At 40.8% G+C, this 17,207-nt stretch carries 10 protein-coding genes; 5 read left to right on the top strand and 5 right to left on the bottom strand.

Translation table 11 applies throughout. The features are described 5' to 3' along the window. Nucleotides 1–148 precede the first annotated feature (148 nt). Nucleotides 149–1,954 carry an ABC transporter ATP-binding protein gene (locus UYI_RS0112135; protein ID WP_026085905.1) on the top strand — a complete coding sequence of 602 codons (1,806 nt, stop codon included), beginning with the start codon at nt 149–151 and terminating at the stop codon, nt 1,952–1,954. Nucleotides 1,955–1,997: 43 nt separating this feature from the next. Here the strand turns inward: UYI_RS0112135 and UYI_RS0112140 are convergent, their stop codons facing one another. The 3 genes from UYI_RS0112140 to UYI_RS0112150 all read right to left on the bottom strand — a co-directional run bounded on the left by UYI_RS0112140 (nt 1,998) and on the right by UYI_RS0112150 (nt 8,758). Next, nucleotides 1,998–2,987: an iron-siderophore ABC transporter substrate-binding protein gene (locus UYI_RS0112140; RefSeq protein WP_016866937.1), complete on the bottom strand. Its 990-nt coding sequence runs from the start codon at nt 2,985–2,987 to the stop codon at nt 1,998–2,000. Nucleotides 2,988–3,017: 30 nt separating this feature from the next. Then, nucleotides 3,018–5,717, bottom strand: a complete 2,700-nt coding sequence (locus UYI_RS0112145; protein ID WP_016866938.1) for a TonB-dependent siderophore receptor — start codon at nt 5,715–5,717, stop codon at nt 3,018–3,020. A 935-nt stretch (nt 5,718–6,652) separates the two neighbouring features. Beyond that, entirely contained in the window at nt 6,653–8,758 is a 2,106-nt protein-coding gene (locus tag UYI_RS0112150; RefSeq protein WP_016866939.1) for an acylase, read from the bottom strand. Nucleotides 8,759–9,148: 390 nt separating this feature from the next. On the opposite strand from UYI_RS0112150, the gene UYI_RS0112155 reads away from it, so the two are divergent. The 3 genes from UYI_RS0112155 to UYI_RS32490 are packed head-to-tail and all read left to right on the top strand — an operon-like array spanning nt 9,149 to nt 12,126. Further along, complete coding sequence (locus tag UYI_RS0112155) at nt 9,149–10,180, top strand: FecCD family ABC transporter permease (RefSeq protein ID WP_016866940.1); 1,032 nt, start codon at nt 9,149–9,151, stop codon at nt 10,178–10,180. Continuing rightward, a complete protein-coding gene (locus UYI_RS0112160; protein WP_016866941.1) occupies nt 10,177–11,217 on the top strand; it encodes a FecCD family ABC transporter permease in 1,041 nt (346 codons plus the stop codon). Before UYI_RS0112155 ends, UYI_RS0112160 begins: the two co-directional genes overlap by 4 nt. A 51-nt stretch (nt 11,218–11,268) precedes the next feature. Then, a complete protein-coding gene (locus UYI_RS32490) occupies nt 11,269–12,126 on the top strand; it encodes an ABC transporter ATP-binding protein (protein ID WP_016866942.1) in 858 nt (285 codons plus the stop codon). A gap of 38 nt (nt 12,127–12,164) precedes the next feature. On the opposite strand, the gene UYI_RS32495 is transcribed toward UYI_RS32490, so the two are convergent. Together UYI_RS32495 and UYI_RS0112175 are read right to left on the bottom strand one after the other, a co-directional pair. Further along, complete coding sequence (locus UYI_RS32495; RefSeq protein WP_016866943.1) at nt 12,165–15,044, bottom strand: NACHT domain-containing protein; 2,880 nt, start codon at nt 15,042–15,044, stop codon at nt 12,165–12,167. A gap of 104 nt (nt 15,045–15,148) precedes the next feature. Next, nucleotides 15,149–16,249, bottom strand: coding sequence for a hypothetical protein (locus tag UYI_RS0112175; protein WP_016866944.1), 1,101 nt, complete (start codon nt 16,247–16,249; stop codon nt 15,149–15,151). A 765-nt stretch (nt 16,250–17,014) separates the two neighbouring features. On the opposite strand from UYI_RS0112175, the gene UYI_RS0112180 reads away from it, so the two are divergent. Continuing rightward, the coding region (locus UYI_RS0112180; RefSeq protein WP_026085907.1) for a hypothetical protein at nt 17,015–17,207 on the top strand (193 nt) is incomplete at its 3' end.

Raw genomic sequence — 17,207 nt, forward strand, 5'->3', positions numbered from 1 at the left:
CTTTTTACTCTTTTAACTCTGTGTTCTCTATGCCTCTGTGGTTGATGAATTACTCTTGAACCGCAGAGAACGCACCAGAGGAAAGCAAAGATTTTTATAGTCACCATACTTACTTGTCAGTTTTACGCAACCATAAATAGCTGTAGCAATGACATCAAAATCTCGTCAGGTATCAAAGAGGCATAGAAATTCAAACCATCCTCTACAACGATTGCTAAACTATGGGCATAATTATCGCCAACAAATTTGGCAAGCAACAGCATTTTCTATTATCAATAAATTGTTAGACTTAGCACCACCAGTTTTAATTGGTATTGCGGTGGATGTAGTGGTCAAGCAGCAAGATTCTATCATTTCATTATTGGGTGTCAAAGATATTTTTTGGCAATTTTTGCTGCTTTCATTGATCACTGTAATTGTTTGGATATTTGAATCAGCTTTTGAGTATGCTTATGATAAGCGTTGGCGAAATTTAGCGCAAAATATTCAGCATGATTTGCGTATAGATGCTTACAATCATTTACAAGAATTAGAATTAGCTTACTTTGAAGAACGTAGCACAGGTGGTTTGATGTCGATTCTCAGCGATGATATCAACCAACTCGAAGATTTTTTAAATGAGGTAGCAAATGAAATTATTCAACTGATCACCTCATTCATAGTTTTGATTGGCGGTGCGTTTTTTATCTTACCTACCAATATAGCATTAGTGGCAATGTTACCCATGCCATTTATTCTTTGGGGTTCATTTGTCTATCAAAATCAGCTGACATCTCGCTATGCTGATGTGCGGGAAAAAGTCGGATTTCTCAACTCACGCTTGGCGAATAATATCAGTGGTATTACTACAATTAAAAGTTTTACTGCTGAGGATTATGAAAGTAAACGTTTAGCCGCAGAAAGTGAAGCCTACAGGCATAGTAACTCTAAAGCAATTAAACTTTCTGCTGCATTTATTCCTTTGATTAGAATACTAGTTTTAGTAGGGTTCACCTCCTTGTTGCTGTTGGGAGGAATGGCAGCATTTTCTGGAAAAATCTCTGTAGGTAATTACAGTATTTTACTCGTTTTAGTTCAGCACTTGTTGTGGCCATTAGTAACAATCGGAAGAATATTTGACGAATATCAAAGGGCAATGGCTTCTACAAATCGCGTGATGGATTTGTTGGATACTCCTATCAAAATTTATACAGGTAATATACCGTTACCTATTCATAAAGTACGTGGAGAAATTGAATACAAGGAAGTCACTTTTGCTTATCACGATAGACATCCAGTAATTCAAAATCTATCCTTGCATATTCCAGCCGGAAAAACTATTGCGATTGTTGGTTCTACAGGTTCTGGTAAAAGCACTTTAGTGAAAATATTGTTGCGATTTTATGAAGTTTCTGCCGGAACAATTACTGTTGATGGCATTGATATCCAAAAGTTAAATTTACGCGATTTGCGCCGCAGCATTGGCTTGGTAAGTCAAGATGTATTTTTATTTCATGGCACAGTAGCAGAGAACATTGCCTACGGTACTTTTGATGCCACAGATGAATCAATCATTATGGCAGCTAAAGTTGCTGAAGCCCATGAATTTATTATGCGACTGCCTCAAGGTTATGAGACGATTGTTGGAGAACGAGGGCAAAAATTATCTGGTGGACAACGCCAGAGAATTGCGATCGCCAGGGCAATTGTCAAAGATCCCCCGATTTTACTTTTAGATGAAGCCACATCAGCAGTTGATAATGAAACTGAAGCTGCAATTCAGCGTTCGTTAGACCGTATTACTGTTAATCGAACAACGATCGCGATCGCTCATCGTCTTTCCACTATCCGCAATGCCGATTGCATCTATGTCATGGAACACGGACAATTAGTGGAATCAGGAACCCATGAACAATTGCTAGAGAAAAACGGTATTTATGCTAGTCTCTGGCGCGTGCAGTCAGGGTTAAAGTGAGCGGACAAAGGCAGCATAACTGCCTTTGTTCAATTAAAAATTTTCATGATGCTCCCAGTAGATATCTGTATAAGTCATCAAGAATAGCATTCGCTGCTAAAATGTTGCCTCCATACCAATAACCAGAATCAACTGTGTACACTCGATTGTTTTTGGCTACTTTGAGTAATTGCCACAGTTGGCTTTTCTGATATTTTTTGAAGTTTTCTTCAGCGCCGGGATCTAACATTGCAAATAAAACATCTGCATCCAGTAAGTCTACACGTTCTAAGCTGACCAATACAGAATATGTATCTGGACTGGTAGTAGCCTGAAGTTGATGCCTGGGTGCAGAAAGCCCCACCTCCTTTAAAATCCATCCAGAAAAAGAGAATATGGTATCAAACTGTGGATTATGCAAGCCTGCATAGAATCGGCTTGCCGAAACCTCCATTGTCCCCAGTTTTTCTTTTATCAGTTTTTGGAGTTGTCTCACCCGTTGTTGATACTGTGCAAGCGCATCATCAGCCTGTTCAGTTTTGCCTAGTATTTCGCCGACTTCCCGCAAAGAATCTTTCCAACCATCTTTGAGGTATTTTGCTTCCAGTTTCACTGTGGGAGCTATCTGGGAAAATAGCTTGTAGTTGTCAGCAGTGAAGTAAAATCCCAGAATCAAATCTGGATGCAACTGTACTATCCTTTCTATATTGACCTGGGATGACTTGCCGATAGAAATTATCTCCTCTATCTTCTTCCCTGCAAACTGCCGTCCTCTGCTACCTGCAAGATTTGATTCTGCTGCTGCTATTGGCTGCAAACCGATTCCTAGCACTGCATCTAAGGCTCCTTCATCTGTTACGATCACACGCTGGGGTTGAAGAGGAACGCAAGTTTCTCCTAGTTCATGCTGAATGACTCGACACTCAGAACTGCCTAAGTGTGTCTTGGAGATGTCAGTTTTTTGAATAGCTTGAATGTCGCAAGCTGTAATCCAGAGTAAAAACAGAGCGATGAGGAACAATGGTTGAATACAAAGATGCAGTTGATTTTTCATTATGGCCTAAGCAGCATTCAACAGACAGTGCTAAAATCTCCAGGAGACAGAACCAACCACAGTTAATGGATCACCTGGAAATACTTCTAGGTCATTCCGGGCACTTTCAAAATATTCGATGTTAAACAGGTTCTTGATATTAATAGAAGCACGGAAGTTGTCTTCCTGATAAAAAATCGCGGCATCTGTCCTTACGTAGCTTGGCAAAGTAAACGTGTTAGCTATATCTCCCTCACGTTCTCCAACGTAAAACAGCCCAAAACCAAATCCCAATCCCTGTAAATCTCCCCTCTGAATTTCATAAGTAGTCCACAAGCTAGCACCAAATTCAGGAACGTTATTGAGTTTATTACCTGAAAAATCGGCGTCTTCTGTAACTTTGGCATCAGTATATGCTGCGGAGGCAATAATTTTCCATCCAGGAAGTATTTCCCCAGCAATATCCAATTCCACACCTTGACTGTTTTGTTCACCCGTTTGCACTGAAAAACCAGCATTCTCTGGATCATCAGCAAGAACATTAGAACGAGTGATATTGTAGTATGCCAAGGTTGCAGAAAGCCTATCAGTTAAATCTGTTTTTACACCAACTTCCCACTGAGTACCACGCTCTGGCTGAAATAATCTTCGATCAAAAGCTGTTCCCACAACTTGTTGAAATGAGCGAGTATAACTTGCATAGAGTGAAACTTCGGGAATGGGTTGATAGACAATCCCAAATCTAGGACTAAAGGCTTCATCTTGTTGGAAAGAAGGGAATGAATCACCAAAACTATCTACAAATTCGCTTCTTTGATTGATCAGATCGAAACGTCCACCCAACAAAATTTTCAGGTTATCTAATAGAGTAATTTGGTCTTGAATATAGATGCCTAAAGCTTGATTAGTTTCTTCAAAAGAAGAAGCCGTGTCAGGAATTCTCGCACCTACTTGATCACGACCGTAAACAGGGTTGAAGATGTCGATTGGTGTAATTTCTAAATCTACCCCGGAAGAGTTATAGGTATCTCGGTAGAGATCAACACCAAATAATAGCTTATGGGCGATACTTCCTGTCTTGAAGTTACCAACGACATTGGTGTCTAGAATGTAACTAGTACCGTCTTGTTCATCTAACTGGTTTTGTAAACGTTCCAGAGTGCGACCATCCTCTAGCAGTTCTAGAGGAAGAAAAGTGTTTTGAGGCTGACGGTAAAACGTGGCTCGAAATGCGTTGCGAAACTGCCAGTTATCATTAAAATTATGCTCAAATTGATAACCAATCCGCCCGATATTTTGCCCAACAAAATCGACAGAAGGCTCACCAAGAAAGCGCTCAATTGGAATATCACCGTTGGGATTGGGTAGGACAGTTCCTCTGGCTGGTAAACCGCGATCGTTTTTCTGCTCAACAACAGAATAACTTCCTTCTACGGTCAAGTTAGTATTCTCGCCCAAACGAAAGGACAAAGCAGGAGCAAAAGAATAGCGCGTGATATCAAAGAAATCAACAAAGGTTTCCGAACTAAACCCGTAGGCATTAAAGCGGTAGAGAATATTTTTGTTTTCATCAAGGGGGCCTGTTAAATCAACACTGCCAATGTATGTATTGAAATTTCCCAAGCCTAACTCTACAGCATAGCCAGGAGTACTCAGAGGTCTTTTCGTAGTAACGTTAATCGTCCCTCCTGGTGTACCCTGACCAAACAAAGCCCCTGCTGGCCCTTTGAGGACTTCTAGTTGCTCAACGTTACCAAGGCTTGTACCACCACTGCTGTACCTGTCACGCAAACCGTCAATTATGATGTTGTTAGTACCAAAGCCACCGAAACCACGTATTGTGTAGAAATCAAAGGGAGAGCGAGTAGATGCACCCGGTGTCACACCTGAAATATTCCTCAGAGCTTCATTGAGGCGCTGCACTTGCTGATCTTCGAGTACTTCTTGAGGAACAACTTGAATTGAAAAGGGAGTGTCTCGGATCGGAGTGTCAGTTCTAGTCCCAGTAGTGGCACTCGGAACGTTGTATCCGTCTTGCTCACCCGTCACCACCAGTTCAATCGGTTCATCAGTTTCTGCTGATGGTTGCTCTGGTTGTGTTTGACTTTCTGGCTGTGTTGGCGGAGGAGTTGGTGGCGTTTGCGGTTGCTGCTGTGGTTGTGGCGCGGAAGGTGCAGGCGTAACCGCAGGTGCAGCAACTTCAAAAATCAAACCATTATCACTATCAAACAACTCGATTGTCGGCGCACCCGTTTCGCCTCTGACTGTAACCCGAATAGTATTTGCATCCTGATTAGTCACACTTACCTCAGCAATTCCGGCAAGAGGTTTTTCTTGACGAAATGTATTGCCTTCAGGTAGGCGTAGTTGTGCGTTTGGTATGTCAGCAATATAGGCGTTGCCCTCATTCCTTCCCGATACTTGTAGTTGCTCTCCTTTGGAAGTCTGGAGAATTACATCCAGACCTTTTTCCGTTGTATTAATTTGAACTCCCGTCACTTCGATGACTTCTGTTACAGGTGACTGCACTAGCCTTTGGATAGTCTTAGGCACAAAGTCTATTTCAATTAGGTGGGGTATCTTTTTGATTGGCGCATTGGATGCTTGAAGATTCGCTTTTTTGTCAGATTGGGTATCCTCTGTCTTGACATCTAGAACTTGTACTTCCTTGCTGAAAGCAGGAGTTATTAACAATAAAGCCAACGAGGAACCTGTAATTAATAGACTTTGAATCAATGGCTGTAGCTTCATTTATTCCTCACACCTAGCTAAAACACTGAAAAAACTCAATTTGCAATTGTGGTCTAAATGCTAATAAATACTAATAATTTATTTATTAGCATTTATTAGCATTAGCGATATTTAAGAATAAACCGTATGTATTAACAATTTTTGGTTATGGAAGATACATTATTTCTCAACTAAAAGCTTATTTGCCTCTAAGGGGGAAGAATGAGTATTAAATATTACAATTAAATACCATACAAGAGGAATTAGTTGTAAAGCGCCTTAATTTAATTAACTTTAAGGTCATTTGGATATATTTGTACAAAATTTATACTGCCATTACTGGGCTGCAAAAGCAATTTTCAGTTACCTTCAGTACTAGCACCTATCTTAATGCTGATTTTATCTAGCTAATATACTGACTTTAGAAACGTAAGATTTTTGATCAACATTTATGAAAATAAAAAGAATTTTAAAGATAAAAGTTTGCATTATTGTGGTAAGAATATATTGAAACTAAATTGCAATAATTAGCCTCCATGAACTGTGTACACCAGGTTGAACCAAAATTTTGATGAGAAAACTGTTGGGCGATCGCACCCACATCTCATTTTGTGGGGTAGAGTCATAAACCGCCAAGACGCCAAGTGCGCCAAGAACAAGAGAAAAAGAGAATTTGAGAAGTTAATTCACCTGACAAAGTTGGTGGGACAGAGTAGTAGTGGTCTGGTAAGTCAATGCAAGCTAGGTAAACCTATTTCTAAACTTATCCTCTCTTTCTCTTCCTCTGCGCCCTCTGCGCCTCTGTGGTTTTTTATTTAACCCCTCAAAGTTAGGTTGTCAGACCAGTAGTAGTTCATCGCATTAATTTTGCTGGGCTACAAGATCCCCGAGTTCTTGAAGAAGTTGGTGATCTGACCCCTCACAACTTCTCATAACTTTTGCGATAGACCAGTAGTTTAGAAAACCTGCCGCTCCTGCAAATGAGCTAATATTTCCTGACGCTGACGCCAAACTGGATGCAATTGTTTTTTTGTAAACATCTGTAATTGCTTACCCACATCAGATGAACTTGGTTGCGATGCATTGCCGTAACTAGTGAGTGCCATTGCCCGTACTGGGTTAGAAAATTCAATGGCAGCAACATAGGAATCACCTGCAACGGCTTGGAACCGATCGTTTTCACTAGGAGCAAAGTTGAGTACACGGAAAATTCCCAAATCACCATCTCCACCATTGGCAGGTAAATCGACATCACCCAACTGTACCCGAAAAACATCCCCCCAAGGTACATCCAGCGCCCCATAAGTCTTTTCTACCTGTGCTGCTACTGCTTCGAGTGTTGCAACTGCACTTTTCGGATCAGCTAAGCCATCAGGGGTGGTGCGTGGGGAGTTTTCACTCCAAGGTTTACTAAATGCCTGCTCCCAGTCCATCTTTTCTACCCAAAGGGCAAATAATACTGCTCCTCGACTATCTGCATTAGCTTGCCGATCCCAGGCTTCTAGAATATTAGCTGCTCGCCGTCCTATGTCCTGACCGTATTTGCGGGCAGCGGGGATTAAATCATCCAAAAGCCGATCAGCCAGTTCCATGCGGGTAGAATGCTTGTATGCAATCATTTCATCAAAAGAAATTTTTTCATCTTCATCCAGCATTCTTACAGAACGTTGCGAGCGGAAATCCATGAAACGAGGCGCCATGTAAGGTGGGTAATTATCTGCTTTGATGGCGGTTGGAAATGTGGTTGTCCAGGGTGGGTCATTGGTATTTTGTAACCAACCGCTCTTGGGGTCAACTACGCGCGGTAAATCTTGATATGGATGGATTTTTGTCCACAAGGTTTTGGATGTGTTGCCTGGAATAATGCCTTCCCAGTAGGCAAAATCACCATTTGAGCGCACTGGAACTTGACCATTGAATAGGTGCATAATATGCCCTTTTCTATCGGCGTAGATTACCGTAAACATCGGTAATTGCAATCGCTGAAGTGCCTTTTCAAACTGGCTGAGGTTTTGAGAACGTGCCATGTCCCACCACTGCTGAAGGACGCCGGGTTGGTCAAGACCGACAACTCTCAGGGCAAAGGCTTTATTATTTTTCTCAAGGACGACGGGGCCATGGACAGAAGTTTTGACTACTAATGGTTGTTCTTGCCAAGAACCATTTTTCTGCTTCACCTTCAAGAAGAGGGTTTTGGAAAAGAAGTTGCGAACTTTGCCATCAAAGCGATAACCGTTACCTGCCAATGTCAGTTCATAAACATCCCAGCCATCGTGGGTATTAACGGTGTGAGTCCAACCTAAGTTGTCGTTAAATGCGATCGCCAACACCGGAACACCCACAAGTGTTGCTCCGTAAGCATCGATTCCAGGTGCGGTGATTTGAGCTTCATACCACAGGAATAAATCTGACCAGGGTAGGTGTGGGTTGGCTAAAAGCATTGCGTTTCCACTAGCAGAATGACTAGGTGCGATCGCCCAACCATTAGACCCTGCTTGTAATTTTTGTTGACTCAGTCCTGTTACTTGTTCTGGATTGACTACAAAAGTGAAGTGGAGTACTCGATGCAGATGAGCCATGACATCTTCTGCCTTGACTGGTAGCACCACCTCAACTTCATCATTAATCAAGTTACCGTGTTGGGAAGCATAGGCATTGATCCCAGCAGCAAAAGCATCAAGATAACTACGAAAAGTAGAGTTCTGTGCCTTGTACCAAGTACGAGCGCGTTCTGGTATGCCTGTAGTCAACACCCATCGGTCTGAGTCTAGATATTCCTCTCCCCAGTATTCGGCTGCACGTCCCCGTGCTTGACCGTAGAGACGTAAAAGCAGGTCTCCATGGCTTTGCATTTGTGCCCAACCGAAGGCATAAAATGCACTCCGGTTATCTTTCCCGTAGATGTGCGGTACACCATAGGTATCCCATAATATTTCTGTAGATTTGGCTGGTACAGCTGTAGTTTGGCTCCCTACAATCACAATAAGTATTAAACCGAGTATCAAGGGTAAAACGCGTCTTGATACTCTTTTGTAAACCGTGGATAAAAAGTCAATCCTCATTACCACCACCGTGTGCAGGTGTAACGCCTGGTGACTGAAACTGCTAAGCAAATGTGCATATAACTTTTAGACCTCTTGCAAAATTATCTTTTGCAAGAAGTGTATTATTTCTATGACCGTCATTTGACTAATGACCAAGCAGATTCTCGTTGAGCTAACAACGCCACCTTGTTGAGAAATTATATCAGGGTTTGCAAGAAACTGGAATGGTATATTTATTGCTAGAAAAAAAGAGGAAATAGCTAAATAACCTACATAATAATGTAATCTATATATAAATTTATCAAGAAAGATTATCAAATTAGTACTTTAAAAACTGTTAAATATTGAGAGTGTAAATTACAAAACAAATAGTCCACAGAGTGTAAATTTTTCAAGCACAGCAAGATAATGACAAAAGCGACCACAGTGTCACCAAGAGGATTGAAAAAGCCACAAATGCCAACCTTACTTGGTTTGGTTCTGGGACTGTGTATCCTGCTAATTTGCTTGGTGTACAGTGTCACGCTAGGTGCGGCAGACATTCCTCTGAACAAGATTTTGGCATCTTTTATCGCCTTTGATGGTTCCTATGAACACTTAGTCATCCAGACAGTGAGATTACCGCGTGTGATTATCGCTATCCTTGTAGGTTCAGCCTTGGCTGTATCAGGAGCATTAATGCAAGGTTTGACACGCAATCCCTTAGCAGATCCAGGGATTTTAGGTATAGAGTCAGGAGCAGCACTGGCTGTAGTTGCCACAATTTTTATTTTTGGCAGTTCCAGCTTGAGTGTTTTAACCATTGTGGCCTTTTTGGGTGCAGGAGTCACAGCAACGTTAGTCTACTTTCTTGGTTCTCTAGGACGGGGAGGAGCTACTCCACTGAATCTCACAGTAGCAGGTGCGGCACTCACGGCTCTGATTTCTTCTCTCACTACTTCGGTTTTGATCGTCAGTCAACGAACTTTACAAGAAATTAGATTTTGGTTAGCTGGTTCTCTGGCTGGACGCGATAGTAACATACTCTTGCAAGCACTACCTTTCGTCATTACTGGATTAGTAGTTGCTTTTGCCCTTGGTAGGCAAATTACTACTATGAGTCTGGGTGAAGATGTAGCTAAAGGCTTAGGTCAAAAGACAGCTTGGGTCAAAATAGTTACTGCCATTAGTGTAGTTTTACTAGCAGGCAGTTCAGTCGCTCTTGCCGGGCCCATCGGTTTTGTTGGCTTAGTTGTTCCCCACATAGTGAAATTTTACATTAAAGCCGATTATCGTTGGATTTTACCTTATTGTGCCGTTTTAGGTGCGATTTTACTCTTGCTTGCAGACATTGCTGCACGCCTATTGCTCAAACCCCAGGAGCTACCTGTAGGTGTAATGACAGCACTGATTGGCGCTCCCTTTTTTGTGTATCTGGCTAAGTCTAAGGTGAAAAAATGAAGGTTGATTGGCTAGTCATTCGTTCCCAGGCGATTTCCTTCCGTATCGACCGACGCGTACCACTGGTGCTGCTATTTCTGGGATTAATCACTATAGTGGCGACGGTGATGAATTTGAGCAGGGGTGAATATCCAATCTCACCCTTGGATATCATCAAAACTTTATTGGGTATAGATACGGGAAACCCAGACCATGTCTTCGTGATTTATACTCTGCGCCTATCCCGTACTCTTGCGGCTTTGATGGTGGGAGTGGCACTGGCAATTTCTGGCACTATTTTCCAAGGTTTAACACGTAATCCTCTGGCAGATCCTGCTATTATTGGCGTCAATGCCGGAGCAAGCCTCGCGGCTGTTACAGTAATTGTACTGTTACCATCAGCACCAATTTATCCTTTACCATTGGCAGCCTTGGTTGGTGCTTTATTGATGAGTGTTTTAATTTACTCGCTAGCTTGGAACAAAGGCAGTTCCCCGATTCTATTAATTTTGATGGGTATTGGCTTGTCTGCGATCGCAAATGCTTTCACCAGCTTGTTGATTACGTTTGGGGATATTTATAACGTCAGTGACGCTTTGGTATGGTTGGCTGGCAGTGTCTACGGACGTACCTGGGAACAAGTATTTTCCTTCTTACCTTGGTTGATTGTTTTCGTACCAACGGCGTTGCTCCTAGCAAGGCATTTGAACGCTTTGAACTTGGGAGATGATGTCGCCAAAGGTCTAGGTACTCGCGTGGAATGGGAGCGCGGTTTACTAGTGCTAGTGGGTGCAGCCTTAGCAGGTGCAGCAGTCGCCACCGCGGGAAATATTGGTTTTGTTGGTTTAATCGCACCCCATATAGGAAGACAGTTGGTGGGTGCAAACCATCAAAGTTTGATTCCTACCTCAGCGCTGTTAGGAGGAATGATAGTTGTGATAGCAGACTTCCTGGGACGAACACTGTTTGCACCCATTGAAATACCTTGTGGGGTAGTGACTGCTGCTGTTGGCGCTCCTTATTTTCTGTATTTGTTAATTCGTAACCGCAAAAAATAAGAGACTGGGGACAAATCAATTCAAAATTCAAAATTCAAAATGGTTTCATTTATGAAAGGACTATCAACCAAAAGCCTGTCTTTAGCTTACGATGGTGTGCCAATTATCCGTGATTTGAATTTGGCAATCCCCAGTGGACAAATCAGTGTTTTAGTTGGTGCGAATGGTTGTGGTAAATCAACTTTGTTAAGAGGTTTAGCCAGGCTCCTCAAACCTCGTGGCGGCACGGTATATCTTGATGGAGAGTCTATTTTTAAGCTTTCCACTAAGGAAGTAGCGCAGCAGTTGGGTATTTTACCCCAAGGGCCAGTTGCACCAGAAGGGTTAACAGTAAGAGATTTGGTAGCACAAGGGCGTTATCCTTATCAAAATTGGTTGCAGCAGTGGTCAGCAAAAGACGAAAGGATTATACAACAGGCACTAGAGATCACAAATTTGCTGGATTTGGCAGAGCGAGAATTGGACACTTTGTCTGGCGGACAAAGACAACGAGCTTGGATTGCGATGGCGCTAGCGCAAGATACAGATATTTTACTTTTGGATGAACCTACTACTTTTCTAGATTTGGCGCACCAAATAGAAGTTTTAGATTTGTTGTATGAGTTGCACCAAAATCAAGGACGGACTATTGTTATGGTGCTGCATGATTTAAATCACGCATGTCGTTATGCTGATTATTTGGTTGCTGTCAAAGATGGTCGAATTTTTACGGCGGGGGAACCAAAGCAGGTAATGACTGAGGAGATGGTACGAGAGGTTTTTGGGTTAGAGTGTCGTGTTGTTAATGATCCAGTGGTGGGAACACCGATGTGTGTGCCGATAGGGCGTAAGGGAGCAAGGAAATTACAATCAAACAGGCAGGGGACTGAGCCTCCAAACTCTAGTTACCAGGTTGAACCTAGTAACTAGAATTAGAGTGTTTCCCTAGTGGTCTGTCAACCTAACTTTTAAGAATCGGTATAATCTATCTTTGCATAGCTAATTCTCTCAAATTCCCTGAGATTCAAAATGTCACTGCTATCACTCTCTTGGCTACGACGGGCATAATGTCTGTTCAGACAAGCTTGATTATAGTCATAAATTTGCACAGCTCCCACAGATAAATTATCTTCTTCTGGTCTAGGATTTTCTTTAAAAGCATTTTCTAAATCAGTAAGCAGATTTGGAATTTTCTCTTCAGTATCTGGAGGTAATTCTGCAAGATAAAGAAAGGATACAGCCCGTAACAGTGCTGGCATCTTTCGGTCTATGGCACAATTCAATAATATTTTGGAAAGTTCTATATCTTTACCACCATTTTCTTCTTCATAATAATTCTTTACTTCCTTAAAGAAATTTTTCAGGTATTTCACTGTGTCACTCGTGTAGACTTTTACTTTTTGTTCTGCTAATTCTTGTGCAACTTGATTTACCAATTCTATAGGTGTGAGAGTCATAGCTCTCTCATTCAATGCTAATTCCAATTCTCTGACTTTTTTTAATGAGGAAATTGAGCTATCTATGATGTCGCTAAATAAATCTCTAAGCTTTCTTGTTAAGTTTGCATCTAAATGTTCTTCTTCTTTAACTTTATCCAGAACGTCACAAGCTCGACCAACGACACCTACCTCATATTTATCTTTATTTTCCAAAATATTGACCAGTGTCGAGATTGTTTGCATACTCAAATGATGCTTAGGCAATTTCTGAGAGGAATGTAATTGCAGAAGTAAAAATACAAAAATTGTTCTCCGCTTATATACTTCATATTGTTTCCATTCTTCACTTTGATTTTTTAAGTTTGCACTTTCTCTTTCCAAAGTCTCTAATAATTGCAGCAGTTTACGTTCAGTTTCTTCACCGGAACACTCTCCAATGGCATACTGCAATGCGTAGGCTCGCCAGGTTTTATCATAGCTCAATTCTCCTTGTGGATATTCCGCCAATTCCTTACATACATCTTTAAGTAATTTTCGATTCAGTTTTTCTTCTCCACTTTCTCCACCATCATCTTCAAATGGTGTCTGAAAAAATTGAAAAATTCGGAAAAAGAATTTGGCTGTTTCATCGTAATCGGTTCTCATAAATATATCCATTAAAAACCGATAAAATTCTTTACGCGTTTCCCAGTCTAAAACCCCCGGTCTTCTGAGCAAATCTTTGATAATCAAACTCATAGATTCGGCAGTATCAAACATTCTATCCAGTTCATCTGGTGAATATTCTTCGACAAAATCTTTTAAATCTTGATTTACTAATTCTGGTTGGCGATGGATAATCGAAGTAATCAGAATTGCCCTTTTCCAAACTTCTACTCTTTTCCAAACTTTATAGTTGCTACCATTAAAAAGCCAGTATGCTAAGGAGGAACGGTTACGCAATTCTGTTAATCTGTGAGCAGCCAAATGAGTGAGATGGGGTTCATTAATGGTAAACTTATCCTTACCATCTAATCGCATAATAAAAGGCAAGCGTTCTAACATTAAACTTGTAATGCGTTTAGCACGCATTTCAGGAGTTTCACCTTCGGGTTCTACAGGCATGTTGAGTACCCATGCCTCAATTTCTGCTGTATCAATTGGTCGCTCTTTTTCTATTATTTCTAAGGCCCATTTACTCAGTTTTGACCAAATTTGATTCTTAGAAATATCAGTACCTGGGAAATAAACAGAATTTTGTAGAGATTGTCCGATACTTCTAGCCTCGGGCCATCTAATAATGTTGAGTTCTAGGCTTTGATGCTCAAGGTGGACATCAGTTGTACCTGGCATGTATCCTTCTAAAATTAATAAGGCAGCAAGTACAAGATGTAAGGGATTACGTAAAAAATCTCCCTTTTTTAATTCTTGATGATGAAAATTTTCAATAAATCGAATACATTGCTTAATATTAGTTTCCAAAGCTTTTTGTTCTGTTTCTGTTCCTTGTGCTAGAGAAAGATATAATCTGTTAACTAGCTCCTTTTGTTCATCACGAGTCAAAGGACTGAGTTGACAAACTATTTTATTTTTTATTTGCTTGAGAAGTGAATCTTTAGCATTACGATATTTGTCTGGACGACTTGTGAGGATAAAGGCACACTGTTCGTATTGGAGTATGAGAGTTTCTATATCTCTGAGTGCTTGATCACGACGAACTTCATTAGGAATCTCATCTAATGCATCTAACAAAAAAAGTACTTCGCCTCTTTTACAAGCTTCTAGAAACAGTTCATCATTTAAGCCTGTACCAAAATAGTTATGGTAGTCTGCTATGGCTGCTAAAACGGGGTGTCCAAAGCGCTTAACTGTTTCTTTGGCTGGTGGTTCATTATATTGAATTAGTGGAAATATAATTGGGATTTTTGTGCCAAGTTGATATGTCTCGTCACGTTCTGCATTAAATCCTTGAGCATCAACAATCCATCTAATTAAGAAGGTTTTGCCACTACCAGCAACTCCTAATAAAACTATTGGGCCTTTTTGAGCTAACTGTGGTAAGTCTGCTAGCTTGACATTATCTATACTTAATAAATCAGTATCACTCAAAATTTTTACTCCCCGATCCACAAAAGCGTCTTTTGCTGATATGGATGTGGTGGCTATATGAGGCAATAATAACCAAGGAGATATACTTCCGCGACTAATTCTTTGGAGTTGTAGAAAGAGCTTTGCCTCTTTTGTGTAAATTAATGCTTTTCCTCTTTCTGATAAATTCAAAAGTTTTTGTTGAGCAACCTCTGGAATTCTCTTTGTTTCTCCTTTTTCCCACCGACTTACTGTTTTCATGGCAACACCAAGTTGATCGGCGAGCTGCTGTTGGGTGAGTCCCAGTTGCTCGCGGATTTTAAGAATGTCACTACCTTTCATAATTCAAAATTGGGTAGATACAAGTTCCTTGTAGGCAACTTTCTTTTATCTTAGTTATCCTCAAGGTTGTTTTGTTTTGATGAGAAAAAATCAAATGGATTTTATTAGTAACTTATGCATGGACAAGCGATCGCACTATTACGAACGATGTCTTGTTGATGATTGGTGGTATCCCCAGAATTACCTCCAATCAGGAATTCGCCAGTATGACTGAGTACTTGGGAATGTGGACAGATAATATCTAGGTGATATTGAGTACAGGTTGTCAACCCAAATCCCCAATGGATAGCTCCATACTCAGCGCCATACACTTCGTTCATTGCATTGTTACCTGGCCACAATTTGAGTGCGGTGTTAATCCCAAATCCCACCTCCCAAATCAATTGATAATGAGGATCTATAGTAAATAGATGCTCAAGTGCTGATTTTGCTGCTTCTACTGATGGATGAGTCGCCTGTAATTTTGCGATCGCACCATTCTCAACTGTGGCGATTACAGCATGTTCTTTCAGGGTTGATAGCTGTTCGTAAATGTAAGCTTGTTCTGTTCGCCTAGAAAAGTCTTTACCAGAATGCAGAATTGGATAACCCCAAAATGCCAACTCCCCATTAATTTCTAGTCTGCATTCAGGACTAAATTTGCCGTGGGTTAATGGTAAAACACTCAGTTCCCCGGATGGAACTATCTGCTGTTGACCCCAATCTAAAAACCCACCTTGCTCAAACCACTCGTATTCATCAGCCAAGTGGAAAAATTTAGCTGAAGTTTGATAGCGTTCATCAATAATATGCAAATACTCTGATTGCTCAATATTATCAAAAAAGTGGTTGGCAAATGCCCGTTGAGCTTCTGAGTCAGTTGCTTCCATTACATTCAGAAAATGTGCGATCGCTGCCCAAGAAGTAGGGGTAGAATTAACTGCCATAATTGCCAGTTTACGCAAACCAAGTTGCTCTGACTCTACTGCACAAATGTAGTGTTCTGGACAAATAACTAGAATATGGGCAGGTTCTTGCGTTTGCTGAATGACCTCTGTTAAACTACCGCCAGCGTAAGTGAGAATTTGATAAGATTTATAAGAATTCTCCTGTTCAATAGCAAAGGCATTAACCAAATCAACTTCAGTTACAAGGTAAAAGTTGCATTCTTGAGTAGAACCAAACTGAAGATACTTGTGTGGGCTAATCGCTATTTTCTCTTCCATATTGCAGCGCTCCAGTTGGTAAGACAGTTAATTATAATCACCAAAAACTAGCAACCACAGGAATTAGGCTGCAAAATAAAGCTTCTGTTGCTTTCCTCTCTTGATAAGTAGAGTTATTTCAATAGCTCACACCTTGCACTTAGCGCTTTTATTACCACGGCCATATAATCTCAACTTTTCTGTGTGGGGGCGAATTATATTGACTCTGAACTGAGTGCAAAATTTGAGATTCAGAAATAGTCTTTACTTGCTCAAGAGAGAAAAAAGCTTTGTAAGTGCAAGCAGACACTCGTTGGACAGGTTGTGATTTTAATTACTAAGTATTTTTCCTCAGATGGAATATACTTAGACATTTAAATCACATTTAGCCAAGGAGTGAGCCTGTATACTGTCCATTTGTGTTTCTTTTGATACGTTTTTTCATTTGGTTTATTCCGTTCGATAAAGACAATTTATCGTAATTGAAGGCTTATTTTATATAGCGTTTCAATTACTTGTCCCATGTTATCCAATTAGTGTTGGACACACAAGATGTTGTATTAAGATTTCATCAATATAGAGAAAAATACTTAAGTGGAAATACTCTTATTTTCTCTGTCCATATAAAAGTGGACATTTTTTAGACATAAAATATTGAATGTCCAATCTCGGTTATAGCACAAGAATGCATAATTTCATCTAGATGTCATACAAAGCTTGATTTTCACGAGCTTGTTAATTGTCAAGAAATGTTTCATCTGAGGGGGTGACAACCGCAGTCAACTTGTGGCAGGGCAAGCCTTTCAGGTGACGGACGCCCTCAAAGATAAAAAGCAACAGCAAGATTTTTCTTATTCATCAGCACTCAAAACTCCTATTTTCACAAAGCGCGATCGCGCTCAATTAATTCTCATCTTTTCAGCAGTGATTAAAGTGAAAGGCAAGCCAAGCCTAAGTTACATCCCCCTTGTCACCCCCT

The sequence above is a fragment of the Fischerella muscicola PCC 7414 genome, from assembly GCF_000317205.1.
Classification (GTDB): domain Bacteria; phylum Cyanobacteriota; class Cyanobacteriia; order Cyanobacteriales; family Nostocaceae; genus Fischerella; species Fischerella muscicola.

Bases quoted from the DNA above. Each gene is read 5' to 3' on its own strand.
- UYI_RS0112135 (WP_026085905.1), top strand. From the start codon at position 149: ATGACATCAAAATCTCGTCAGGTATCAAAGAGGCATAGAAATTCAAAC.
- UYI_RS0112140 (WP_016866937.1), bottom strand. From the start codon at position 2,987: ATGAAAAATCAACTGCATCTTTGTATTCAACCATTGTTCCTCATCGCT.
- UYI_RS0112145 (WP_016866938.1), bottom strand. From the start codon at position 5,717: ATGAAGCTACAGCCATTGATTCAAAGTCTATTAATTACAGGTTCCTCG.
- UYI_RS0112150 (WP_016866939.1), bottom strand. From the start codon at position 8,758: ATGAGGATTGACTTTTTATCCACGGTTTACAAAAGAGTATCAAGACGC.
- UYI_RS0112155 (WP_016866940.1), top strand. From the start codon at position 9,149: ATGACAAAAGCGACCACAGTGTCACCAAGAGGATTGAAAAAGCCACAA.
- UYI_RS0112160 (WP_016866941.1), top strand. From the start codon at position 10,177: ATGAAGGTTGATTGGCTAGTCATTCGTTCCCAGGCGATTTCCTTCCGT.
- UYI_RS32490 (WP_016866942.1), top strand. From the start codon at position 11,269: ATGAAAGGACTATCAACCAAAAGCCTGTCTTTAGCTTACGATGGTGTG.
- UYI_RS32495 (WP_016866943.1), bottom strand. From the start codon at position 15,044: ATGAAAGGTAGTGACATTCTTAAAATCCGCGAGCAACTGGGACTCACC.
- UYI_RS0112175 (WP_016866944.1), bottom strand. From the start codon at position 16,249: ATGGAAGAGAAAATAGCGATTAGCCCACACAAGTATCTTCAGTTTGGT.